General features: G+C 67.6%; 18 protein-coding genes. 17 read left to right on the plus strand and 1 reads right to left on the minus strand.

The features are described from left to right. Window positions 1–204: 204 nt before the first annotated feature. Window positions 205–2340 carry a putative bifunctional diguanylate cyclase/phosphodiesterase gene (locus HMPREF3114_RS16445; RefSeq protein ID WP_053498616.1) on the plus strand — a complete coding sequence of 712 codons (2136 nt, stop codon included), beginning with the start codon at window positions 205–207 and terminating at the stop codon, window positions 2338–2340. Between the two features lie 292 nt (window positions 2341–2632). Here HMPREF3114_RS16445 and HMPREF3114_RS16450 read toward each other — a convergent pair whose 3' ends face one another. Then, window positions 2633–3052 carry a hypothetical protein gene (locus tag HMPREF3114_RS16450; RefSeq protein WP_235643019.1) on the minus strand — a complete coding sequence of 140 codons (420 nt, stop codon included), beginning with the start codon at window positions 3050–3052 and terminating at the stop codon, window positions 2633–2635. Between the two features lie 196 nt (window positions 3053–3248). On the opposite strand from HMPREF3114_RS16450, the gene flhB reads away from it, so the two are divergent. The 16 genes from flhB to HMPREF3114_RS16530 all read left to right on the plus strand — a co-directional run. Next, window positions 3249–4379, plus strand: a complete 1131-nt coding sequence (gene flhB / locus HMPREF3114_RS16455) for a flagellar biosynthesis protein FlhB (protein WP_005416428.1) — start codon at window positions 3249–3251, stop codon at window positions 4377–4379. Window positions 4380–4423: 44 nt separating this feature from the next. After that, window positions 4424–6484: a flagellar biosynthesis protein FlhA gene (gene flhA / locus HMPREF3114_RS16460; RefSeq protein ID WP_176746386.1), complete on the plus strand. Its 2061-nt coding sequence runs from the start codon at window positions 4424–4426 to the stop codon at window positions 6482–6484. 146 nt (window positions 6485–6630) lie between these two features. Further along, complete coding sequence (flhF, locus tag HMPREF3114_RS16465; protein WP_070490009.1) at window positions 6631–8253, plus strand: flagellar biosynthesis GTPase FlhF; 1623 nt, start codon at window positions 6631–6633, stop codon at window positions 8251–8253. Beyond that, window positions 8240–9127 (plus strand): MinD/ParA family ATP-binding protein, encoded by an 888-nt coding sequence (locus HMPREF3114_RS16470; RefSeq protein WP_005416424.1) that lies wholly within the window; start codon window positions 8240–8242, stop codon window positions 9125–9127. Before flhF ends, HMPREF3114_RS16470 begins: the two co-directional genes overlap by 14 nt. Next, the gene (locus HMPREF3114_RS16475; protein WP_053498623.1) at window positions 9124–9867 is read left to right on the plus strand and encodes an RNA polymerase sigma factor FliA; all 744 of its coding nucleotides are present in this window, start codon (window positions 9124–9126) and stop codon (window positions 9865–9867) included. The genes HMPREF3114_RS16470 and HMPREF3114_RS16475 overlap by 4 nt, the downstream gene beginning before the upstream one ends. Before the next feature lie 57 nt (window positions 9868–9924). Continuing rightward, window positions 9925–10317, plus strand: coding sequence for a chemotaxis response regulator CheY (cheY, locus tag HMPREF3114_RS16480; RefSeq protein ID WP_005413247.1), 393 nt, complete (start codon window positions 9925–9927; stop codon window positions 10315–10317). Beyond that, entirely contained in the window at window positions 10317–10922 is a 606-nt protein-coding gene (locus tag HMPREF3114_RS16485; protein WP_032129220.1) for a protein phosphatase CheZ, read from the plus strand. The genes cheY and HMPREF3114_RS16485 overlap by 1 nt, the downstream gene beginning before the upstream one ends. 2 nt (window positions 10923–10924) lie before the next feature. Then, on the plus strand, window positions 10925–12784 hold the full coding sequence (locus HMPREF3114_RS16490) for a chemotaxis protein CheA (RefSeq protein ID WP_053498624.1): 1860 nt from the start codon (window positions 10925–10927) through the stop codon (window positions 12782–12784). Between the two features lie 90 nt (window positions 12785–12874). Beyond that, complete coding sequence (locus HMPREF3114_RS16495; protein WP_049413360.1) at window positions 12875–13615, plus strand: flagellar motor protein; 741 nt, start codon at window positions 12875–12877, stop codon at window positions 13613–13615. Window position 13616: 1 nt separating this feature from the next. Beyond that, window positions 13617–14633, plus strand: a complete 1017-nt coding sequence (motD, locus tag HMPREF3114_RS16500) for a flagellar motor protein MotD (protein ID WP_070490011.1) — start codon at window positions 13617–13619, stop codon at window positions 14631–14633. Window positions 14634–14637: 4 nt separating this feature from the next. After that, window positions 14638–15420 (plus strand): ParA family protein, encoded by a 783-nt coding sequence (locus HMPREF3114_RS16505; RefSeq protein WP_053498628.1) that lies wholly within the window; start codon window positions 14638–14640, stop codon window positions 15418–15420. Next, window positions 15417–16670: a chemotaxis protein CheW gene (locus HMPREF3114_RS16510; protein WP_053498630.1), complete on the plus strand. Its 1254-nt coding sequence runs from the start codon at window positions 15417–15419 to the stop codon at window positions 16668–16670. Before HMPREF3114_RS16505 ends, HMPREF3114_RS16510 begins: the two co-directional genes overlap by 4 nt. A 253-nt stretch (window positions 16671–16923) precedes the next feature. Then, entirely contained in the window at window positions 16924–17232 is a 309-nt protein-coding gene (locus HMPREF3114_RS16515; RefSeq protein ID WP_053498632.1) for an STAS domain-containing protein, read from the plus strand. Further along, a complete protein-coding gene (locus HMPREF3114_RS16520; RefSeq protein WP_005409521.1) occupies window positions 17229–17594 on the plus strand; it encodes a response regulator in 366 nt (121 codons plus the stop codon). Before HMPREF3114_RS16515 ends, HMPREF3114_RS16520 begins: the two co-directional genes overlap by 4 nt. Before the next feature lie 45 nt (window positions 17595–17639). After that, window positions 17640–19628: a chemotaxis protein CheA gene (locus HMPREF3114_RS16525; protein ID WP_005416415.1), complete on the plus strand. Its 1989-nt coding sequence runs from the start codon at window positions 17640–17642 to the stop codon at window positions 19626–19628. 372 nt (window positions 19629–20000) lie between these two features. Further along, window positions 20001–21340 (plus strand): MCP four helix bundle domain-containing protein (locus HMPREF3114_RS16530; protein WP_141750833.1); only part of this gene is annotated, 1340 nt, incomplete at its 3' end.

The following is a 21340-nucleotide window of genomic DNA, read 5'->3' on the forward strand; positions in this document are numbered from 1 at the left end:
GGCAGGAGCGGCAGCCGAGCATGGGCTCGGCTCTACACGGGCGCAATTTCACGTTTTACTGCTTGCCCTTCCACCGGGTCCGCGCGTTAGAGTGAATGCGCGGCAACCGGGGGGATGCCGCACCTGGCCGGCGCCCTGCGTCGGCCTGCCTCATGCATGCCCCACCGTGGTTTCCGTCGACAGGCAGGTCCGGGAGACTGACGAATGCTGGTAGGCACGTACAACCCGTGGCTGGTGGCGATCTCACTGCTGGTCGCCGTGATGGCGTCGTACACGGCGCTGGCCATGGCCGGGCGCACGGTCACCGCCCCGGGCAGGGCAGCCGCCTGGTGGTGGCGCCTGGGGGGCGGATTCGCCATGGGCCTGGGTGTCTGGTCGATGCACTTCATCGGCATGCTGGCCTTCGATCTGCCCATTGCACTGGGCTACGACCTGCCCATCACCCTGCTCTCGCTGGCCCTGGCGATCGCCTCGTCGGTGTTCGCACTGTGGCTGGTCTCACTGCGTACCCTGCCCCATCCTCGATTGGCCGGTGGTGCCCTGCTGATGGGCACCGGCATTGCCGGCATGCACTACGTCGGCATGGCAGCGATGCGCATGCAGCCCGGGATCGACTACGACCCGGGCTGGCTGCTGCTCTCCCTGGTGGTGGCGGTGGCCGCTTCGTGGACCGCGCTGTACGTGGCGTTCCGCCTGCGCGCGCAGCGCACCCGCGTCGGTGACCGGTTGGCGGCCGCCGGCCTGCTCGGCCTCGCCATCGTCGGCATGCACTACACCGGTATGGCCGCCGCGCGTTTCCCGGAAGGCAGCATCTGCGGCGCCGCGGTCGGTGATGGCCTGCAGAGCGAGTGGCTGGCGATGCTGGTGGTGGTGTTGACGGTTGCGATCCTGGCGGTGGTGCTGGTGGTCTCGTGGCTGGACCAGCGTGTGGAGGCGCAGCTGCTGCGGCTTCGCAACTCGATGCTGAGCACCTCGTTGACCGATGCCCAGCAGGAGTTGACCCAGGCCGCGCTGCACGACCCGCTGACCCGCCTGCCGAACCGCCTGCTGCTGCAGCGGCGCATCGTGCAGGCGCTGGCCGAAGCCGAACAGGGCGGCAGCCGTTTCGCGGTGATGTTCATGGACCTGGATGGATTCAAGCAGGTCAATGATGCCTACGGCCATCAGGCCGGCGACGCACTGCTGGTGGCGGTGGCCGAGCGTACCCGCCAGCTGCTCCGGCCCAACGATATGCTGGCCCGTCTGGGCGGCGACGAATTCGTGCTGGTGGTGCGCATCGAGCACGACGAGGACCTGCCCACCCTCGCCCGGCGCATCCTGCAGGCGGTGGGCAGCGGCCCGTTGCTGCCGGACAACGAACTTCAAGTGACCGCCAGCATCGGCGTGGCGATCTGCCCCGACCACGCTGCCAGCGAGCGCCAACTGATGGCCTTCGCCGACGCGGCGATGTACCAGGCCAAGGAATCCGGACGCAACGCCTTCGTGCTGTTCGCCGACTGGATGAACGACAGTGCCGAGCAGCAGTTCCGGCTGCTGGCCGACCTGCGCCGTGCGATCGGCAGCGAGCAGCTGTTCCTGCACTATCAGCCGAAGATCCGCGTGGCCACCCAGAAGGTGGCCGGTGCCGAAGCGCTGATCCGCTGGAAACACCCGGAGCACGGACTGATCCCACCGGACCGCTTCATCCGCCTGGCCGAACGCAGCGGCGCGATCAACGAGATCGGTCGCTGGGCACTGGACCAGGCCTGCCAGCAGCTGCGGCGCTGGCGCGACGCCGGGCATGAAGGCTGGTCGATGTCGGTGAACCTGTCGCCGGTGCAGTTCAGTTCGCCACACCTGCTGCAGGATGTGCGTGAAGTGATCGAACGCTATGGCATTGCCCCGCGCCACCTGGTGCTGGAGATCACCGAAAGCACGGTCATGCGCGATACCGATACCAGCCTTCGCCTGCTGCAGGCGCTGTCGGCGCTGGGCGTGGGCATCTCCATCGATGATTTCGGAACCGGCTATTCCAGCCTGCTGTACCTGAAGCGGCTGCCCGCCACGGAGATCAAGATCGACCACGCGTTCGTGCGTGACCTGGAACACAGTGCGGAGGACGTGGTGATCGTCTCGGCGATCGTGGCGCTGGGCCATGCCCTGGACATGGACATCGTCGCCGAAGGCGTGGAGACCGCTGCCCAGCGCGCCTACCTGGAGCGCCTGGGCTGCGATTTCCTGCAGGGCTACCTGCTCGGCCGCCCGGTCGACGCGGCGCGCTTCATGCAGCTGCACGACCTGCCCCGGCCGCGGATCGAGCTGAGCACCGGCTTCAAAGCGCCCGAAGGTGGGGGACGCTGAATCCACCTGGCGATGCAACAGGTGATGGCCTGCTGAGATGCGCTCGGCGCACCGACCTGATGGTCGGAGGGTGCGTTGGTTGTCTGCAAGAGTTCTGGACTCTTCTGCAGGAATACGAAATTCACGGTAACGTCGACGTTGCCATTTGCGTCATCCCTGGAGCGGCCAGGTCGAACGCTGACGTGCCGGCAAGCCATCCAGCTTCATCTTGGGGATGCTTCCTCCTGCCAGTCACCCGATGCTCAACGAGCCCTGGCCTCCCATGCCGTTGTCGCGAGCAAGATCGTCCGCTTCAGCAGGGAGGGGTAATCCTCGAGTTGTCGGAGACGGCAAACGCGACTGACTGCAACCGCTGGCAAAGTGTTGAAAGCAGGGCCATGAACTCAGAATTGGCTGCCTCAGACCATGCTCGACCGAATCGAAGAGTAAGGTGTATGGAGCTCACCGGGTCTCCATTCAGAGCGGACTCGAGCGAGTAGCGCTCACCATCCGAGAATGCACCTTGGACACATCCGGGGAACACCAACTCCAATGATGCAATTATGGCCTGGGGACATCCGATGTCCTGCACAGCCTCGACATTGGAGAGGTCTTCTTCACCGAGGTCTTCCAGCTTCAAAACGACTATGTCAAAGCTCATTGCTGCGATATCCCATCCTGCAACCCATTCAGCACCGCCCTTCTCTCTGCGTGTCTTGGCATCATGCCTCATGTAGCTGCTAGCTGCCCCCTGTACAGCAGCAGTTGAACGATCTTCCTCACCCTCTGGATGCGATAGCGCGGCAGCGCATACAGCACTGCGAACGCCAGAATGAGCAGGAGCAGACACACAGTGCTGCCGTTCGCGGCTGACGGATAGCGGCACAGTTCTTGCACGCACCTGGGCAACCCCAGCCGCAGTGCCCGTGATGTCCGAGAACGAATCCGCCGGCGAAAAGACCGAACAACCGACCGAAAAACGCCTGCGCGACGCCCGTGAACAGGGCAACCTGCCGCGCTCGCGCGAACTCGGCACCGCCGCCGTGTTCGGCGCCGGTGTGCTGGCAGTGATGGCCATGAGCGGCTCGATCGGCCGTGGCGCCACGGCCTGGATGAAGCAGGCGCTCAGCCCGGAACAGAGCCTGCGGCAGAACCCGAAGGAACTGTTCGGCCACTTCGGCGACCTGCTGTTGCAGTTCATGCTGGTGATCGCACCGCTGGTGCTGGTCTGCCTGCTGGCCAGCTTCGTCGCCCCGCTGGTGATGGGCGGCCTGCGCTGGTCGCAGAAGGCGTTGCTGCCTGACATCAACCGCATGAACCCGATGAGCGGGCTCAAGCGCCTGTATGGCCCCGAGGCGATTGCCGAGTTCACCAAGTCGCTGCTGCGCGTGGCCTTCGTCGGTGTGGCCGCCGGCCTGGTGGTCTGGACCGGCTTTGACACCCTGCGCGGGCTGATCCACCACCCGCTGGAGACCGCCATCACCGACGGCCTCGGCTTCACCCTGCGCCTGCTGCTGGCCACCGCCGGCGCCATGCTGGTGCTGGCCGCCATCGATGCCCCGTACCAGCGCTGGAACTGGATGCGCAAGCTGAAGATGACGCGTGAAGAGCTGCGCCGGGAAATGAAGGAAAGCGAAGGCAGCCCCGAGGTGAAGGGCCGCATCCGCCAGCTGCAGCAGCAGATGGCCAACCGCCGGATGATGGAAGCGGTGCCCACCGCCGACGTGGTGGTGGTCAACCCCACCCATTACGCGGTGGCCCTGAAGTACGAAGGCGGCGCCATGAACGCCCCCACCGTGGTCGCGCTGGGCGTGGACGAGACCGCCCTGCGCATCCGTGAAGTGGCCGACGGCAACAAGGTCGCGATCGTCTCCGCCCCGCCTTTGGCACGCGCCTTGTATCGGGAAGGCCAACTCGGAAAGGAAATTCCCGTGAGACTGTATTCGGCCGTCGCCCAGGTCCTGTCCTACGTCTACCAGCTGCGCGCCTGGCGCACTGGCCCGATGCCGGACGCCCCGCACATCCAGGTGGATGAATTCGGCAAGGGAGGCCGCCCGTGAGCGCCCAGCCCGCCACCGGATTCAACACCCGCCGCGCCCTGGAAATGATCCGCCAGGGCCTTGGCGCGCCGCTGATCGTGCTGGCCCTGCTGGCCATGGTCGTGGTGCCGCTGGCCGCGCCTGTCCTCGATGCGCTGTTCACCTTCAACATCGCCATCTCGCTGATGGTGCTGCTGGCGGTGGTCTACGTGAAGCGCCCGCTGGATTTCACCATCTTCCCGATCGTGCTGTTGATCACGACCATGCTGCGGCTGGCGCTGAACGTGGCCTCCACCCGCGTGATCCTGCTCAATGGCCAGAACGGGCACGATGCCGCAGGCAAGGTCATCGCCGCCTTCGGTGAATTCGTGATCGGCGGCAACTACGCGGTCGGCATCGTGGTGTTCGCGATCCTGACCATCATCAACTTCGTGGTCATCACCAAGGGCGCCGGCCGCGTCTCGGAAGTGACCGCGCGCTTCATCCTGGACGCGATGCCCGGCAAGCAGATGGCGATCGACGCCGACCTCAACGCCGGTTTGCTGACGCGTGAAGAAGCCAAGCTGCGCCGCGAGGAAGTCCGCGAGGAAGCCGACTTCTACGGTGCGATGGACGGTGCCAGCAAGTTCATCCGCGGCGACGCCATCGCCGGCATCCTGATCCTGTTCATCAACATGCTCGGCGGCCTGGCCGTGGGCGTGCTGCAGCATGGCATGCCGTTCGGCGAAGCCGCCGCCACCTATACCCTGCTGTCGATCGGTGACGGCCTGGTGGCACAGCTGCCGGCGCTGCTGGTCTCCAGCGCGGTGGCGATGCTGGTCACCCGCGCCTCGCGCTCGCAGGACATGGCCCAGGCCATGACCGGGCAGGTGTTCGGCCAGTACCGGGCGCTGGCGATCACCGCCGGCATCATCGGCCTGGTGGGCCTGGTGCCGGGCATGCCCAACGTCGCTTTCCTGACGCTGGCCTCGATCCTCGGCTTCATCGCCTGGAAGCTGTATCGCAAGACCAAGGCACCGGCTGCCGATGCGACAGGCAGTGGCACCGATGCCGCCGCGCTCACTGCGCTCGGCCGCCCGGCCGCCGCGGCCCCCACCGCCGAACTGAGCTGGGACGAACTGCGCCCGGTCGATCCGCTGGGCCTGGAGGTCGGCTATCGGCTGATTCCGCTGGTGGACAGCAACCAGGACGGCGAACTGATGGCGCGCATCAAGGGCGTGCGTCGCAAGCTGACCCAGGATGTCGGCTTCCTGATCCCGTCGGTGCACATCCGCGACAACCTGGAATTGCCCGCCAACGGCTACCGCGTGCTGGTGCACGGCGTACCGGTGGCCACCGCCGAGATCCACCCCGACCGCGAGCTGGCCCTGGATCCAGGCAGCGCACTCGGCGCACTGGAGGGCATTGCCGGCAAGGATCCCGCGTTCGGCCTGGATGCCACCTGGATCCAGCCGCACCAGCGCGCCCAGGCCGAAACGCTGGGCTACACGGTGGTCGACCCGGCCACCGTGGTCGCCACCCATCTGTCGCACTTGATCCGCGAACACGCGCCGGAACTGCTCGGCCACGAAGAAGTGCAGCACCTGCTGGCCAACCTGGCCAAGAGCGCGCCCAAGCTCGTCGAAGATCTGACGCCCAAGGCGCTGCCGCTGTCGGCGGTGGTGCGCGTGCTGCAGAACCTGTTGGTGGAGCGCATTCCGATCCGCCAGCTGCGCAAGATCGCCGAAGCGCTGGTCGAACATGCGCCCGCCAGCCAGGACCCGGCCGTGCTGACCGCCGCAGTGCGCACCGCACTGGGCCGCTTCATCGTGCAGGAGATCGCCGGAATGTCGGCGGAGCTGCCGGTGTTCACCCTCAACCCGCAATTGGAACGTGTCTTGCAGGAGTCCACGCAGGGCAACGGCGCCGCGCTGGAACCCGGACTCGCTGAGCGACTGCACCAGAGCCTGGCCGAATGTGTCAGCAAGCAGGAAGCCCGCAACGAGCCCGCGGTCGTGCTGGTACCTGGCCCGGTGCGCGCCGCGCTGGCCCGCCTGGTCCGCCACAGCGTTCCGTCGCTGTCGGTCCTGGCCTACAGCGAGGTGCCGGAGGACAAGCGCCTGAAGCTGGTCGGAACGATCAGCTGACGCCCGCCCGCCGATGCGCCAGAAAACAGACACCACTTTCGAACCAACGCAACTGACAGACACCAAGGGGAACCCGCCCCGTGCAGACCACCGACCACCCGAGTTCCCCGACCGCCACCCCGCCGTCTTCGCCCCGTGACCACAGCATGAAAATCAAACGATTCGTCGCCGCCGACATGCGCTCGGCCATGAACCTGGTGCGCAAGGAACATGGTCCTGACGCCGTGATCCTGTCCAACCGCCGGATCGAGGAAGGCATCGAGATCGTCGCCGCCGCCAACTACGACGAGAGCGCGGTGCAGCGTGCGCTGGAAGCCTCGCGCCGTGACATCGCACCGCCGCCGGCACCCAAGCCGCGCACCGCCGCCGACGCGGTGATCGCCGCCGTCACCCGCCGCCGCAGCAGCACCCCGGCACCGGAACCGATTGCCGCGACCACCTCGGCGGTGGCCGCCCTCGCCCGTGCAGCAGTGGGCGCTACCGGCCGCACCCTGGACAGCGCCGACGAGATCGTGCCGACCCGCGGCAGCACCGGCTTCGCCGCCACGCTGGCACGCGCCGCCGTCAATGAGCCGGCGCTGCCGGACCAGATCTTCGCTCCGTTCGCCGAAGCCATCGTCGCACCGGCACCCGCCAGCGCCACGCCGGCCAACCGCGCCCGCTTCCAGATCGACCCGCCGCACGAGGCGCATCACGAAAGCGCGGCCCCGGCCGTGCAGCCGCCGCCGCTGCCGACCGCAGCCCTGGCCGAAACGCAGCCGGAGGTCGCCGCAAGCGAACCGGCGCTGGCCGATGCCACCGTCGAAACCGCGCCGACGCCGACGCTCGCCCCAGCCCCGGTCCTGACCGTGGTCGCCCAGGACGACGCCGAGATCCGCCAGCTGCGCCAGGAAGTGGCCGGCATGCGCCAGGTGATCGAGCGCGAAATGAACCGCTTCACCGACGAGCGCCTGCGCGGCTGCCCGGTGCGCGCCACCGCGCTGGACCTGATGGACGAGTACGGCTTCGATGCTGGCCTGGCCCGCGACGTCGCCATGCAGATTCCGCTGGAGACCGAGGCGCACCGAGGCCGCGGCCTGATGCTGGGGCTGATCTCGCGCAAGCTGCCGATCGCCCCGGTCGACCCGCTGGAGGAAGGCGGCGTGATCGCGCTGGTAGGCCCGACCGGCGCCGGCAAGACCACCACCATCGCCAAGCTGGCCTCGCGCTTCGCCGAGAAGCACGCGCCGCGTGACGTCGCCCTGGTCACCACCGACACCACCCGCATCGGCGCCCGCGAGCAGCTGTATGGCTATGGCAGGCAGCTCGGCATCGCCGTCCACGAGGCCAACAGCGGCACCGACCTGGACCAGCTGCTGGAACGCCTGAAGGACTACAAGCTGGTACTGATCGACACCGCCGGGCTGGGCCCGCGCGACCGCGCGCTGGCCGCCCAGCTGCAGTGGCTGCGCGCCGCCCGCCAGGTGCGCACCCTGCTGGTGCTGCCGGCCAACACCAGCTTCGGCGACATGGACGAGGTGGTCCGCCGCTTCGGTGCCGCCAACCTGCAGGGCCTGGTGCTGAGCAAGCTGGACGAAACCGGCCGCTTCGGCAACGCCCTGTCGGTGGCCGTGGACCATGCCCTGCCGATCACCTGGGTGACCGATGGCCAGGACGTTCCGGACGACCTGCACCGGGCCAGTGCGGCCAATCTCGTACTTCGCCTTGAAGATTTGCGCCGAGCGGCCGATATGCCCTGCAACCCGGAGTTGAACCATGCCGTCGCGTGAGTACGCCAAGCTGACCAAGACCTTCCCGCTGTCGGCCACCCGCAGCGAGCCGCTCGGCCCTGTGCGCACCATCGCCGTGACCGGCGGCAAGGGCGGCGTGGGCAAGACCAACGTGTCGGCCAACCTGGCCGTGGCGCTGGCCGGCATGGGCAAGCGCACGCTGCTGCTGGACGCCGACCTCGGCCTGGCCAACATCGACGTGATCCTGGGCTTGAATCCCACCTTTACGCTGGCCGACCTGGTTGCCGGCCGCTGCTCGCTGGACGATGTCATCGTCGAAGGCCCGAACGGCGTGCTGGTGGTCCCGGCCGCGTCCGGCCGCCGGCACATGGCCGAGCTGGCCCCGGCCGAGCACGTCGGCCTGGTCAACGTGTTCTCCGAGCTGGAGCGCGAGCTGGACATCATGGTGGTGGACACCGCCGCGGGCATCACCGACGGCGTGCTGACCTTCTGCCAGGCCGCGCAGGACACCGTGGTCGTGGTCTGTGACGAGCCGGCTTCAATCACCGACGCCTACGCGCTGATCAAGGTGCTCTCGCGTGAACGGGGCGTGGACCGCATCCAGGTGGTGGCCAACATGGTGCGCGACCCCAATGAGGGCCGCGTGCTGTACGAGAAGCTGACCCGCGTCTGCGAGAAGTTCCTCGCCGATGTCTCGCTGAACTACCTGGGCTGCGTGCCGCAGGATGACTGGCTGCGCCTGTCGGTGCAGCGCCAGCAGCCGGTGGTGAAGGCCTACCCGTCCAGCCCGTCCGCACTGGCGATCACCGAGATCGCGCGCCGCACGGCCCGCTGGCAGGCGCCGACCGAACCACGCGGCGGCGTCGAGTTCTTCCTCGAACGCATCCTCAAGCAGCGCGGGGTGGCGGCATGAAAGGCGCGGCCCAGTACAGGGAAGTCCAGCGCTCGGCGGCCAACGACGTCATCGCCCAGCACTCGGACCTGGTGCGGCGCATCGCCCACCATCTGGCCGCGCGCCTGCCGGCCAGCGTCGAAGTCGACGACCTGATCCAGGCTGGCATGATGGGCCTGATCGAGGCTTCGCGCAGCTACGACGCCGACCAGGGCGCCTCGTTCGAGACCTATGCCTCGATCCGTATCCGTGGCTCGATGATCGACGAGATCCGCCGTGGCGACTGGGTGCCGCGCTCGGTGCACCGCCGTGCACGCGATGCTGCCGCCACCATCCGCCGCCTGGAACAGAGCAGCGGACGCGCCGCCAGCGCCACCGAAGTGGCCGCCGCGATGGAGATGCCACTGCCCGAATATCTGCGCCTGATGGAAGACGCCGCGCGTGGCCAGGTGCTGAGCCTGGAGTCGCGCATTGAGGACCAGGGCGAGCTGGACACGGTCGCACAGGGTGGCCCGACCCCGCAGCAGGTGCTGGAGCGCAGCGAGTTCGGCCGCGAGCTGGGCAAGGCCATCGGCCATCTGCCCGAGCGCGAACAGCTGGTGCTCTCGCTCTACTACGAGCAGGAACTCAACCTGAAGGAGATCGGCGCGGTGCTCGGCGTGAGCGAGTCGCGGGTCTGCCAGATCCACGGCCAGGCCGTGCTGCGCCTGCGCGGCCGGCTGAAGGTATTCGAGGCCGTCGACGCCGGCCTCGAAGAATGAACATCCCCGAGGCAGCTGCCCCCGGCCGCCCGGAATGAACAACAAAGGAACTCTGCTTTGAACAAGAACATGCGCATCCTGATCGTCGACGACTTCTCGACCATGCGTCGCATCGTCAAGAACCTGCTGGGCGATCTGGGCTTCACCAACACCGCCGAAGCCGAGGACGGGCATGCCGCGCTGTCGCTGCTGCAGAGCCAGCCGTTCGATTTCGTGGTCACCGACTGGAACATGCCGGTAATGACCGGCATCGAGCTGCTCAAGGCGATCCGTGCCGACGCCAAGCTGAAGACCCTGCCGGTGCTGATGGTCACCGCCGAAGCCAAGCGCGAGCAGATCATCGAAGCGGCCCAGAACGGCGTGAACGGCTACATCATCAAGCCGTTCACCGCGCAGACGCTGGAAGAGAAGCTCGGCAAGATCTTCGAACGCCTGGCGGCCAGTGCCTGATGGATACCACGGTCGACAAGAATGCCCTCGCCCTGCGCCTGCAGGAAGCACTGGACGCACTGGAGTCCGGTGACGAAACCGCCTGGCGGCAACGCATCGACGGACTGGTCGCGCTGCGCACGCAGCCGATGATGAGCGGCCTCTCGCGGCTGGCCCGCGAGCTCGGGCAGGCCCTGGGTGAACTGCCGACCGTACCCAGCGAGGCCGGCGAACTGGACGATGCCTGCGCACGCCTGGACCACGTGGTGGCGATGACCGAACAGGCGACGCACCGCACCCTGGACCTGGCCGAGGAATGCCGCAGCCTGACCGAACAGTTGCGCGCCGAAGGCCTGCAGCCGGGCCAGGATGCACAGCTCGAGCGCATCCGCCACAACCTCACCGAGATCGCCCTGACCCAGAGCTACCAGGACCTGACGGGGCAGATCATCCGTCGCGTGGTCGGCATCGTCCGCCGTGTGCATGAGGGCTTCGGCGCGCTCGGCCTGCCGCCGGAACAGCATCGCACCGATCCGGAACTGGCCGGGCCGGCACTGAAGGGACTGGACCGCCACGCGGTCTCGCAGAACGACGCCGACGACCTGCTGTCGGACCTGGGGCTGTAAGCATGAGCGCCGTATCCGACGACATCACTGCCGATTTCATCATCGAGGCGCAGGAAATCCTGGATCGCCTGGGCGAACAGCTGGTGTCGCTGGAGCAGGCACCACAGGACACCGAGCAACTCAACGCGGTGTTCCGGGGCTACCACACGCTCAAGGGCGGCGCCGGCTTCCTCGGCGTCACCGCCATGGTCGAGTTGTGCCACGCCGCCGAAGAAGCGCTGGGCATCGCGCGCGCGGGCCAGGCCGTGCTGCAGGCCCATCACTTCGATGCCGCCCAGCAATCGCTGGACTACCTGCAAGCGATGCTGGATGCAGTTTCCTCCGGCACCGAGCCGGGCTATGCGCCGCCGGAGCTGATCGCCCAGTTCGACATGCATGGCGGTGCCGTGGCTGCACCCGCCGCCGCAGCAGCTCCCGCTGCGGGTGGCAGCGACCTGATCACCGACGACGAGTTCGAGGCCCTGCTCGACCAGCTGCACGGCGGCAACGCACCGACTGCGGTGGCGCCAGCAAAGAAGGCCGACGACGGCCTGATCAGCGAAGACGAGTTCGAAGCCCTGCTCGACCAGCTGCACGGTGGCGCCGCACCCGGCGCCAAGCCCATCGCTGCGGCAGCGCCCGCACCGATCGCGGCACCACGCCCACTGGCCGCACCGGCCGCACCGGCACCTGCAGCGGCGACCAAGCCGGCCGCCAAGCCGCTGGCCGAAGCCGAACACACCGTGCGCGTGGACACCAAGCGCCTGGACGCGATCGTCAATCTGATCGGCGAACTGGTGCTGTCACGCAACCGGCTCAAGACCCTGCGTGCGCGCCTGCGCGACGAGGAACTGGACCGCGCCGTGTCCACCCTGGACATCGCCACCGCGCGCCTGCAGTCGGCGGTGATGCGTACCCGCATGCAGCCGGTAGGCAAGGTCTTCTCGCGCTTCCCCAAGGTCGCCCGAGACGTTGCCCGCTCGCTGAAGAAGGAAGTGGACCTGGAGCTGATCGGCGCCGAGACCGAGCTCGACCGCAACCTGGTCGAAGCGCTGGCCGACCCGCTGGTGCACCTGGTCCGCAACGCCATCGACCATGGCGTGGAAATGCCCGACCTGCGCGAAGCACAGGGCAAGCCGCGGATGGGCCATGTACGCCTGTCGGCCCAGCAGGAAGGCGACTACGTCAGCATCGAAGTGCAGGACGATGGCGCCGGCATCGATCCGGAGAAGCTGCGCGCGAAGGCACGCGAGAAGGGCCTGATCGATCCGGAGGCCGCCGCCCGCCTGAGCAGCGAGGAGTGCCTGCACCTGGTGTTCCTGCCCGGCTTCTCGACCAAGCAGCAGGTCACGGATATCTCCGGCCGCGGCGTTGGCATGGACGTGGTGCAGTCGCGCATCCGCGAACTGAGTGGCCAGATCCAGATCCAGTCGGAGCTGGGCCGCGGCAGCCGCTTCCTGATCCGCGTGCCGCTCACCCTGGCGATCCTGCCGACCCTGCTGGTGCAGGCCGGCGAAGACGTCTATGCGCTGCCGCTGGCGCGCGTGATGGAAGTGCTGCACGCACCGCGCACCTCGCTGGGCTGGTTCGATGGCCGCGCCGTGCTCGACCGCCGTTCGCACACGCTGCCACTGGTGGATCTGCGCCAGTGGCTGGATGTGACGCCCGCCGCCTCGACCCTGCTGACCATCGTGGTGCTGCAGGCCGGCGAAGCGCGCTTCGGTCTGGTCGTGGACCAGGTCCGCGGGCGCGAGGAAGTGGTCATCAAGCCACTGCCGAAAGCCCTGCGCGGCCTGCGCGGTTACGCCGGTGCAACCCTGATCGGCGATGGTCGCATGGCGCTTATCCTGGATGTGGACGGCCTGCGCAGCCCGCACGACTGACCCGCTTGCTGAACCCGTAAAACTGTGAAGTCGCACCAGTAGCCCGTACCGGTGTCTCAAGTCCCATTCATACAAGCCGATACCGGATCCATGGATAGACTCAGCCTCATTGGACTCTTTCTCGCCCTGGCCTCGCTGGTGGGCGGCAGCATCCTCAAGGGCGCCGGCCTGGCGTCGCTGTGGTCGCCTGCGGCGTTCGTGATCGTCATCGTCGGCACCGTCGCCGCGATCCTGCTGCATACCTCGCCGGCGGTGTTCAAGCACGCGTTCAGCATCGTGCGCTGGGTCGTGCGTCCACCGCACAGCGACCGCCGCGAGCTGATCCAGCAGATCGTCGAGTGGAGCAACATCGCCCGCCGCCAGGGCCTGCTGGGCCTGGAATCGCAGGTGGAAGCACAGCAGGACCCGTTCCTGCGCAAGGGCCTGCAGCTGCTGGTGGACGGCGTCGAGCCCGAATCCATGCGGCACATGCTGGAAATCGAACTGGGCAGCCAGGAGCACCAGGACCAGGCCGGCGCCAAGGTGTTCGAGGCGATGGGCATCTATGCACCGACGCTCGGCATCATCGGCGCCGTGCTGGGCCTGATCGCGGTGATGAAGAACCTGGCCGACCCGAGCAAGCTCGGCCACGGCATCGCCGCCGCGTTCACCGCCACCATCTACGGCATCGCTTCGGCCAACCTGCTGTTCCTGCCGATCGCCGCCAAGCTCAAGAGTGTGATCTCGCACAACACGCGCGACCGCGAGATGGTCATCGAAGGCCTGATCTCGATCGCCCAGGGCGAGAACCCGCGCAACATCGAAACCAACCTCTCCGGCTTCCTGCACTGACATGGCCCGCCGCAAGCACCACGAAGAGCACGCCAACCACGAAGCATGGGCGATCCCCTATGCCGACCTGATGACGCTGCTGCTCGCCTTCTTCGTGGTCATGTACGCGATCTCCTCGGTGAACGAGGGCAAGTACCGGATCATGGCCGACGCGCTGACCGATGCCTTCGGTGGCGCACCGCGCACCATCAACCCGGTGCAGGTGGGCAACAAGCAGGTGCAGGGCGGCGGCTGGGACAGCCCCTCGGTGATCAAGTCCGGCACCAAGATCGGTCCCTCCGCGCCGGCGCCCTCGCACGATCCGACCCTGCTGCCGTCGATGGCCTCGCAGATGCGCATGCCGGTGTCGGTGCACAACAAGGAGCAGATCGCCCGTGCCGAGCGCCAGCTCAACACGATTGCCGATCGCCTCACCGCCGCACTGGCGCCGCTGATCGACCGCGGCGTGATCAGCGTGCGCCGCACCGAACTTTGGATCGAAGTCGAGATCAACAGCGACATCCTGTTCCCCACCGGCTCGGCCGCGCTGGACGTGCATGCGCGGCAGACCCTGGCCAGCCTGGCCGAGGTGCTGCGCGACGTGCCCAACAGCGTGCGCGTGGAAGGCCACACCGACAACGTGCCGATCGCCACCGCCACTTTCCCGTCGAACTGGGAACTGTCGGCCGGGCGCGCAGCCAGCGTAGTGCACCTGTTCGCCGACCAGGGCGTGCAGCCGTCGCGGCTGGCGATGGTCGGCTATGGCCAGTTCCGCCCGCGCGAAGAGAACGACAGCGCGCAGGGCCGCAACCGCAACCGCCGGGTGATGGTCATCATCCTGGCCGACACGTCGCACTCGGTGGATCCGCTCGGCCAACGCCTGAACGCAGCCACCGGCGCCACCGACAGCACCGTCACCGAACAGGCCGACGCAACTCCGGCCAGCGCCCCCACCTCCCCCATCGCACCGGTGAAGTTGCCGCCGGTGCCGGCTGGCAGCCGCGTCGGCGCCGCCGCTCCCCCGGCAATGAAGGAGTAATCCGATGCGCATCTGGGCAGTCGCCAACCAGAAGGGCGGAGTCGGCAAGACCACCACCACCCTCGCCCTCGGCCGCGGCCTGGCCGCGCTCGGCCATCGCGTGCTGCTGATCGACCTCGATCCGCATGCCTCGCTCAGCCGCGCCTTCGGCGTGCCGGTGGACCCGCCGCCGGCCGGCGTACTGGAATTGTTCGGCACACCGCCAGCGGACCTGTCCAGCCTGTGCCATGCCAGCAACATCCATGGCCTGGACTACGTCTGCGCACAGTCGGCGCTGGCCACGCTGGAACGCCGCAGCGCCAACCAGCCCGGCCTCGGCCTGGCCCTGCAGAACGCGCTGGCGCGCCACCAGGGCCAGCACGACTACATCCTGCTGGACTGCGCACCCACCCTCGGCCTGCTGATGATCAACGCACTGGCTGCCGCCGATCGCCTGATCATCCCGACCCAGGCCGAGCCCCTGGCCCTGCACGGCCTGGATGGCATGGTCCGCACCGGCGAGATGGTCGAGCGTTCGCGCCGCCGCCCGCTGCCGATCTCGATCCTGCCGACCCTGTTCGACCGACGCACCCGCGCCGGCAACGAGTCGCTGCGCACCATGCAGGACCGCCATGGCAGCCGCGTGTGGGAAGACGCCATTCCGATCGATACCCGCATCAGCAACGCCGCCGGGCTGACCCTGCCGAGCGCCGGCGAGGACTACCCGGGCCGTGGCCTGGCCGCCTACCGGCGCGCCTTGAACTGGATCCTCGGCGAGGATGCCCGCGCCCTGGAGCAGGCCGCATGAACAGCACCGGCATCCTCGACGATTACCTGGACGAACTGCTGGGCGAAGCGATGGTCGCGCCGCCGCCTGCCGTGCTGCCGCCCGCAGGCGCCGGGCAGGGCCCGGCGATCGAAGCAGTCGCCGAACGCGAACCGACCTGGGACGACCTGCCGGCCGAAGTGATCTACGAAACCGAAACCATCGCCGCCACGCCGAGCGGGGACAGCGCTGCGCTGGAAGCCGCCTTCGAGAGCGCCGCACCACGCACGCGCGAACCCACCTGGGATGACCTGCCCGCCGAGGTGATCTACGAAACAGAATCCGTCGCCGCCGCGCAAAGCCGGGACGACGCAGCACTGGAAGCGGCCTTCGAGAGCGCTGCCGCTTCCGGTAGCGCTGGGCAGGGTCCGGCGGGAGAAGCGGTTTCCGAACGCGAGCCGACCTGGGATGACCTGCCTGAGGAGGTCATCCACGAAACCGCGCCGGCACCCGCCATCGTTGCAAACGCCGGTCCGGAACCTACCTGGGACGACCTGCCGGACGAGGTGATCTACGAGACCGATCCGGCCGACAGCCATCGCCTCGCCCACACCGACAGCCCCGGCCTGCAGGCCGCGTTCGAAGCGGCCGCCGGTGGCGAAGACGTAGCCACGCCACCGCCCGCCGTGGTCGCAGCGCCGGTGGCCCCGACGGTTGCACCTGCAGCCCCGGCCGCGCGCACCGCCACTCCGCCACCGCGCGCCGCCGTCGATGCCCCGGCAGGCAACCGTCCCGGCACCTGGCAGGAGCTGCAGGCGCAGGCCCACCAACCGGCTCGCAGCCCGCATCCGCAGAACCGACGCGCCGGCGAACGCACTTCGCGCTGGCTGCGCCTTCGCTGCGGCACCCAGGCCTATGCGCTGGAACTGCTGAAGGTGCAGGAAGTGGTGCTGCCGGTGCCGCTGCTGCCACTGCGTGGCACTGCAGCGGCCATGCTCGGCATCATGAACCTGCGCGGCCAGGTGGTACCGGTGATGGATCTGGGCCTGCACCTTGGCGCCGCGGCCGCCGAAGACGACGCACAGACCCGCATCGTGGTCCTGGAGGAGGACGGCGAGACCATCGGCCTGCGCGTATCAGCGGTCGAAGATGTCGCCAACCTCACCGATTCGCAGATCGAACCGCCCGATACCGCGCGCATCTGCCAGATCTCAAACGACCTGTTCCGCGGCGTGGCCCGGGTCAGCCAGCGGCCGATGATCCTGCTCGACGCCACCCGGCTGTTGAGCTGAGCCGCCAAGAAAAAGGGGACGGAGGGGATTAAGTCGCAAGTGGCTCGGCGCTTTGCGCCGATGGATCAACACCTTACATCCCCACTGCGCGGTCGCCGTTGCCGAGGGAGCTGCAGTAGAGCCAGGTCGATTGCGACTTAATTCCCTCCGTCCCCTTTTAAGCAGCGACCGCATCGACGTACCGCGTCGATTCTTCTAAAGAACCCCACCGGGGTGCCGTTATGGATCACGGAACCGTTTGTCCGGAGCAACGATGAGCACTGTCGAACTGGGTGGGGATCTCGGCATCGAGAGCACTACCGAGCTCAAGAACCGCCTCGCCCCACTCGTGGACCAGGCTGGCGAGCTGACCCTGGATGCCAGCCAGGTCGCCCGCATCCACACGGCCGCCTTGCAGGTGCTGTGTGCGTTCGTGCAGGCCCGCCGCGAGGCAGGCCTGGGCACCGGCTTCCACGGTTGCACTGCAACCTTCAGTGACGCCGCGCGCCTGCTGGGCGTCACCCAGGCCCTGGGCCTGGACGCAACCCATGACAACCTGAAATCTGTGGAGAACGCTGCATGAGCGCACGTATCTTGGTGGTGGACGATTCGGCGTCGATGCGCCAGATGGTGTCCTTCGCCCTCACCTCGGCCGGTTTTGCCGTCGAAGAAGCTGAAGACGGCGCGGTCGCGCTCGGTCGTGCCAAGGGCCAGCGCTTCAATGCGGTGGTGACCGACGTCAACATGCCGAACATGGACGGCATCGCGCTGATCCGCGAACTGCGCCAGCTGCCGGACTACAAGTTCACCCCGCTGCTGATGCTGACCACCGAATCGGCCGCCGACAAGAAGTCCGAAGGCAAGGCCGCCGGTGCCACCGGCTGGCTGGTCAAGCCGTTCAATCCCGAACAGCTGGTCGCCACCGTGCAGAAAGTGCTGGGCTGATCGCCCGGCGCCGCTCCCCCTCTTCGCTTCCGGATCACCACTGCCATGAGCATGGACCTGCAACGCTTCCACGCCACCTTCTTCGAGGAGAGCCGCGAAGGCCTCGATGCGATGGAGGCTGGCCTGCTGGCCCTGGAATCGGGGCAGCAGGACGCGGAGATCATCAATTCGGTATTCCGCGCCGCCCACTCGATCAAGGGCGGCGCCGGCACCTTCGGCTTCGACGCGATCGCCGGCCTGACCCACGTGCTGGAAACGCTGCTCGATGAGCTGCGCGCCGGCAAGCGGGCCCTGGAAGGCCACGCCGTCGACGCCATGCTGTCCTCGGTGGACGTGCTGCGCGCCCTGCTGCGCGAAGCCGAACACGGCCAGGCTGCCGATCCGGCTGCAGTCGCTGCGGTGAAGGCGCGCCTGGAAGCGGTTCTTTCCGGCCAGGCCGCAGCGAGCGCCCCGTCGGCCGCCGCAGCCAAGGTGGACGATACGCCGGAAGCCTGGCAGATCGGTTTCACTCCAGCGCCGTCGCTGTTCATGAGCGGCAACGACCCGCTGCGCATCATCCGCGAACTGGAACACCTCGGTTCGCTGCAGGTCGCCGCGCGCATGGAGCGCCTGCCGGGCTTCGCCCAGCTTGATCCGCTCGAAGCGCATCTTGCATGGGACCTGGGCCTGGTTGGCAAGGTGCCGCGCAGCAAGATCGAAGACACCTTCGCCTGGGTACTGGACGATTGCGAGCTGGACATCCGTCCCGCCGCGCCGCCGAGCCTGGCCACCCAGGCGCCGGCCGCGGCGGCTCCCGCTCCGGTCGCAGCGGCCCCGTCTGCACCTGCCACGCCTGCTGCCAACGGTGGTGCCAGCCAGGAAGCGGAAACCTCGATCCGCGTCAGCGTCGACAAGGTCGATGCGCTGATCAACCTGGTTGGCGAACTGGTCATCACCCAGGCCATGCTCAAGCAGGTCTCGCACGCACTGGACCCGGTCCACGCCGAGAGCCTGTTCGCTGGCCTGGACCAGCTTGAACGCAACACCCGCGACCTGCAGGAAGCGGTGATCGGCGTGCGCATGCTGCCCGTCGATGCGGTGTTCCGCCGCTTCCCGCGCCTGGTTCGTGACCTGTCCAGCCGCCTGGGCAAGCAGGTGCGCCTGCGCACCGTCGGCGAAGGCACCGAACTGGACAAGGGCCTGATCGAAAAGATCGCCGATCCGCTGGTGCACCTGGTGCGCAACTCGATCGACCACGGCCTGGAAATGCCCGACGTCCGCCGCGGTGCGGGCAAGGACGAGACCGGCACGATCACGCTGGCAGCTTCGCATCAGGGCGGCCATATCGTCATCGAAGTCAGCGACGACGGTCGCGGCCTGGACCGCGCCAAGATCCTGGCCAAGGCTCACGAACGCGGCCTGGCCGTGCCGGACAACCCGACCGATTCGCAGGTCTGGGACCTGATCTTCCAACCTGGCTTCTCCACCGCCGATGCGGTCACCGACCTGTCCGGGCGTGGCGTCGGCATGGACGTGGTCCGCCGCAACATCCAGGCACTGGGCGGCGAGGTGCAGATCGAAAGCAGCCTTGGTACCGGCACCCGCACGCTGATCCGCCTGCCGCTGACCCTGGCCATCCTCGATGGCATGACGGTGGCCGTGGCCGGCGAAACCCTGATCCTGCCGCTTGCCTACGTGCTTGAGGCGTTGCAGCCGCAGCCCGAGGATATCCGCAGCATGGCCGGCGAAGGCCGCGTGCTGCGCGTGCGCGGCGAGTACCTGCCGATCTTGTCGTTGAGCGAGTACTACGGCTACGGCAACCGCGCACCGGGCAGCGAATCGCTGGTGGTGGTGGTGGAAGGCGATGGCCAGAAAATCGCGCTGGAAGTGGACGAACTGGTCGGCCAGCAGCAGGTGGTGGTGAAGAACATCGAGAACAACTACCGCCGTATCGGCGGGGTGTCCGGTGCCACCATCCTTGGCGACGGCCGCGTCGCGTTGATCGTCGACATCGGCGGACTGGTGCGCTCGCTGCGGATGCCGCAGGCCGCCTGACCCACGCTGCATGCGGGTCATGGACCGCCGCCCTTCGGGGCGGCGGTTTTTGTTTGTGTGCTCCATTCCAGCCGGGGTCAGATCCCTTTTCAGGGAAAAGGGATCTGACCCCATCCCTTCTGTGAACTCCGTCGAGGCGATGGTTTCGCGCGCAACCACGTCATCCGAGCGCAAGCCCCGCCAGGCCAGCACTTTCGCGCCGTCATCCCTACGCAACCGAATGTGATCTGCGTCCATAAAGTCCGCGCGGACGGCGCCGTTATTTCGCTTTGACGGTCGTCACCGAACCCCACCGGGCACCCCCGTTCGCTCTGCAACCACCCCCAAACCGGCGCACAGACGCCGGCACTCTGCCCACCTGGAGCACCCTGCATGAAGTGGTTCCAAGATCTGCCCATCGCCCGCAAGCTGGCCGTGGGGTTCACCCTCACCACCCTGATGACCCTGATCCTCGGCGCCTTCGCACTGCTGCGCCTGAGCGAGGCCAACGCGCAGTTGCGCGAGATGGCTGGCAACGATATCCCCTCGGTCCAGCATCTGGGCGAGGCACGCTCGCAGCTGGGCGAGTTCCGCACCTACGAACTGGCCCAGCTGAGCATGCTCGACCAGCCGGACAAGGTCGCCGACTACAACAAGCGCATGGACGACACCGCCAAGGCCGTGCATGACGAGTTGGCGGCGTACGCGGCGCTGCCGGCGCTGGACAAGGAGCGTGAACTGTATCGCGCGGCCAGCGCGCAGCTGGACCGCTACTTCTCCGCAAACAAGGCCATGCGCGACGCCGTGGCCGCCGGTGATGGCGCACAGGCCCAGCAGATCTCCGACGAGCAGTCGCGCCCGGCGCGTCGCGACCTCTTCGCTGCAATGAAGGCACTGGGAACCCACATCGCCGGCCAGATGGACGGCAAGATTGCCGACGCCAACGCCACCCACCGCACCAGCATGATTGCCATCATCGGCTGCATCGTGCTGCTGTCGCTGGTCGCTGCCGCGCTGGCCATCGTCATCTCGCGGGCAGTGACCGGCCCACTCGGCAAGGCCGTGCATGCCATCCAGGCCGTTGCCCGCGGTGATCTCAGCGTCAGCACCCAGGCCACCAGCAAGGATGAAGCCGGCAGGATGCTCGCTGCCACCGCCGAGATGACGGCGATGCTGCGACGCTTCAGCGAGCAGACACAGCTGATGGCACAGATGCACGCTGGCCCGGACATCAGCCATCGCATCCCGGAAGATTTCCCGGGTGTCTACGGCCAGCTGGCCAACGGCATCAACACGGTGATCTTCGAACACCTCGATGCGATCGTCGATGCCATTGAAGTACTCAACCAGTACGCCATCGGCAACCTGAGCCCGGATGCACGCCGCCTGCCCGGCAGCCGCGCGATCCTGCACGAATCCATGGACGCGGCCAAGGCCAGCCTGCTGGCCATCAATTCGCAGATCCAGCACCTGGCTGCGGCGGCCGCCGCCGGTGACTTCAGCCAGCGCGGCGACGCACAGCGGTTCCAGCACGACTTCAAGCTGATGATCGAGCACCTCAACACCATGATGCAGGTGGCTGACGGCAACCTGGGCCAGCTCTCGCAGCTGCTGCAGTCGATCGCCACCGGCGACCTGACCGCGCGCATGGAAGGTCAGTTCAATGGCGTGTTCGCCCGCATGCGTGATGATGCCAACACCACGGTCGCGCAGCTGACCCAGATCGTCGGCCA

This window comes from Stenotrophomonas sp. HMSC10F07, from assembly GCF_001807895.1.
Lineage (GTDB): Bacteria > Pseudomonadota > Gammaproteobacteria > Xanthomonadales > Xanthomonadaceae > Stenotrophomonas > Stenotrophomonas sepilia.